The sequence below is a fragment of the Candidatus Cloacimonadota bacterium genome (genome assembly GCA_020532355.1).
Lineage (GTDB): Bacteria > Cloacimonadota > Cloacimonadia > Cloacimonadales > Cloacimonadaceae > UBA5456.
In genome coordinates this window covers 1-3,095 of record JAJBBD010000208.1, presented here as the reverse complement: position 1 = coordinate 3,095, position 3,095 = coordinate 1, and the positions used below count along the sequence as shown (strand labels likewise).

Here is a 3,095-nt window from a genome sequence, read left to right as displayed (position 1 = left end):
AGTTATGAGAAAGCATGTATTATTTACAAATGATGTGGAGCTAACATCAATAGTAAACAACACCCAAAGCATAGAAACAGGCAAACTCGTAGCGGAAATTGGTTTGCCAAGACTACTAAGTCTATATGCCGAGTATAACTTTAAATGCACATTTTTTATCACGGCTGATTATGCCAAGTCTTATCATACTTCATTGAAAGAAATTGTGAAGTATGGTCACGAAATTGGGAGTCATGGAGCGGCTCACGGCCATTCTGATGCCTTTGATAGGATGAGCTATGCTGAGCAATTGAGCAATTTAAAATCATCAAAAGAAATGCTGGAAGATATTACAGGGGAGGAGGTGATATCTTTTCGGGCGCCAGCATTGAGAGCGAACGCGAATACTCCTAGAGCTTTGGTTGAAGCCGGCTTTAAGATTGATAGTAGCGTGGCCTCACAACGCTTTGATTTCTTCTTCTCGTTTGGCTCTAAAGAAAAGCTATCTTGGCTTACTGCACCGAGATCACCATACTATTGCAGTGAAGCCTCGCTTGCTAAGCGAGGCTCTTCAGAGCTTCTGGAGATCCCTCTTATTTCATTTCTTTATCCGTATATAGGCACAACATTGAGGATATCGCCGTTAGTAACAAGTATGTTTCGTGGATTGCTAAATCTTGAAGCGGGTTGTCGCGAGCGGTATCCGGTTTTCTTGATTCATCCTAATGAGCTGATATCTGAGATTCCCGATCCTAGGTTGTGGCGCAGACGTTCAAAAGGCGCAATTGAGCACATATTTAAGGAGAAACTTCGAACAGCCCTAAAACGGAGGAATCTTGGAGAAAACGCAGCTGAGTTATTAAAAAGAGAACTTGATTACTTTAAGATAAAATCATATCGTGGCATACGTTTGGTTGATTTATACAAAATGATTGCAAAGGAGAAAGCAAATGAATGAATTAATAGCGAATTTGGAAACAACCTTAGAAAAGGATACTGGTTCAGTACGCGAATCCGATGTTTTTCGCAGTTATCCGGAGTGGGATTCCCTAATGGTTTTTGCTGTCTTAAGTATGCTCAGCGATGAGTACGACATTAGCCTTACAAGGGCTGAATTTGACGAGATAACAACCGTGAAAGAGCTATACAACTACATACAAAAGAAGCAATGAGCTATATATCCAGATTACAAGCGGGTCTCAGAGAGGCACTTAACGATCCTGATACTTACTTTTTGGGCGAAGACATCCAAGAGCCATATGGTGGGGCTTTTAAGGTATCCAAAGGTCTTTCACATGACTATCCTAATCAGGTTATAGCTACTCCCATGTCCGAGCAAGGATTTACTGGGATGGGGATTGGGATGGCACTCGGTGGCTTAAAAGTAATAGTTGAGATTATGTTTGGAGATTTCATTACTCTTTGTGCTGATCAGTTGATTAACCATGCCTCAAAGTTCGTTGGCCTGTATGATAAACATCTTCATTTTGTGCTACGAACTCCAATGGGGGGATATAGAGGATATGGGGCGACTCATTCTCAGTCTATCGAAAAGCTATTTATGGGCTACCCGGATCTTAGCATTGTAGCTCCTTCCATTCTTAACGATCCTGGAAATTTATTGAAGCAGGCCATAAATAGCGGCAATCCGATTGTTTTTATAGAGAACAAGCTGGATTATACTCGTTACATGATGGAAGAAACTGAGGCTGCCAAAGATCTCAACATCAGCTATTCGAAGTCCGAGTTTCCGTGCGCTAGCGTGGAAATTGCTGAAGAACCCACTAGCAATTACCTGATAATGACATATGGAGGCTTGGCTGCTGATCTGATTAATCTTCAGATATCACTCTATATGGACGAAGAGATATCTGTGCACCTTGTCTCTCCATCGTTGGTATATCCAATTGATCAATCACTGGTTGATAAGGCTTTGCCTTATAAGAACATCATTATTGTTGAAGAAGGATACTCTGGTGCAAATTGGAGCAGTGAAGTTGCCAAAGAGTTACTACTTAGAGGCTATAGCGGCTGTTTGAAGACATATTCCGCTAAACTCAGTACCATAGGCGCGTCAGAGCCCCTCGAAAGCGCTACTTTACCTTGCATGGAAGACATCAAAGAATACATATTGGAGCTTGAGAATGGATAGACTGGAAATGTATCGCAGAATGCTTCTGATCCGGAAGACCGAAGAAAGAATTGAAGAGCTCTTTGCCAAAGGTTTATTACGCGGTACTACACATGGTTCAAGGGGTCAGGAAGCTATTGCTGTAGGGTTGTTAAGCCATTTAGATTGTGCCAATGATTATGTAACGGGTAGCCATAGAAGCCATGGTCACTTCCTGGCATTGAATCCAGATCCCTATCCTTTTTTCGCAGAGTTAATGGGCAAAGAAACCGGAATGGTCTATGGAAGGGGTGGATCTCAGCATCTATCATATCAGAAATTTATTACTAATGGCATAACCGGTGGGATGGTTCCCATTGCCTCAGGATTGGCATTTTCTTTAAAAGCAAAAACCATGGACAGGATATGTGTATCTATCTTTGGTGATGGAGCGATGAACGAAGGCTATGTTATGGAAGCGTTGAATTTGTCGGCAGTATTCGATTTGCCTATCTTGTTTGTTTTGGAAAACAACAACTATGCTATGAGTACATCCTTTCAAAACACTAATAAAGGTGTTATCCAGAAACGCATCGAGGGATTCGGATTGCCATACCTTCAATGCAAAGCTACTGATGTTGATGATCTTTACGACAAATGCGCAGAAGTTGTTTCCAAGATTAGAAATACTAGGCATCCGCAGTTCATAGAGTTTATTACTCACAGGTTTTCCGGGCATTCCAAAAGTGATGCGAGGCTTTATATGCCCAAGGAAATCGATGAGTACTGGAAAAAAAATGATCCATTACATAGGATAGAAAGCAAGCTCGAAGCAACTGATATAGTTGCAACTAAAATCTCAGTAGAAAACATGATAGACGCAGCGATAACAAGAGCGTCTGAAGACCCATATCCGGGTAAAGGGAGATAGTGTGATCAAATACGAATGCAAGATACCTCAAATAGATGTTAATGATAAACGCATCGTGGTAAATGATTTTAGGTT

The 3,095-nt window shown here is 41.3% G+C and carries 4 protein-coding genes; all 4 read left to right on the top strand.

The genetic code is table 11. The annotated features are described in order from the left end of the window. A partial coding sequence (locus LHW48_07180) for a polysaccharide deacetylase family protein (GenBank protein ID MCB5260240.1) occupies window positions 1-937 on the top strand: 937 nt, incomplete at its 5' end. After that, window positions 930-1,151: an acyl carrier protein gene (locus LHW48_07175; protein MCB5260239.1), complete on the top strand. Its 222-nt coding sequence runs from the start codon at window positions 930-932 to the stop codon at window positions 1,149-1,151. The genes LHW48_07180 and LHW48_07175, both read left to right, overlap by 8 nt. Continuing rightward, window positions 1,148-2,131, top strand: coding sequence for an alpha-ketoacid dehydrogenase subunit beta (locus tag LHW48_07170; GenBank protein MCB5260238.1), 984 nt, complete (start codon window positions 1,148-1,150; stop codon window positions 2,129-2,131). The genes LHW48_07175 and LHW48_07170 overlap by 4 nt, the downstream gene beginning before the upstream one ends. Continuing rightward, window positions 2,124-3,020 (top strand): thiamine pyrophosphate-dependent dehydrogenase E1 component subunit alpha, encoded by an 897-nt coding sequence (locus LHW48_07165; GenBank protein MCB5260237.1) that lies wholly within the window; start codon window positions 2,124-2,126, stop codon window positions 3,018-3,020. Before LHW48_07170 ends, LHW48_07165 begins: the two co-directional genes overlap by 8 nt. Window positions 3,021-3,095 lie beyond the last annotated feature (75 nt).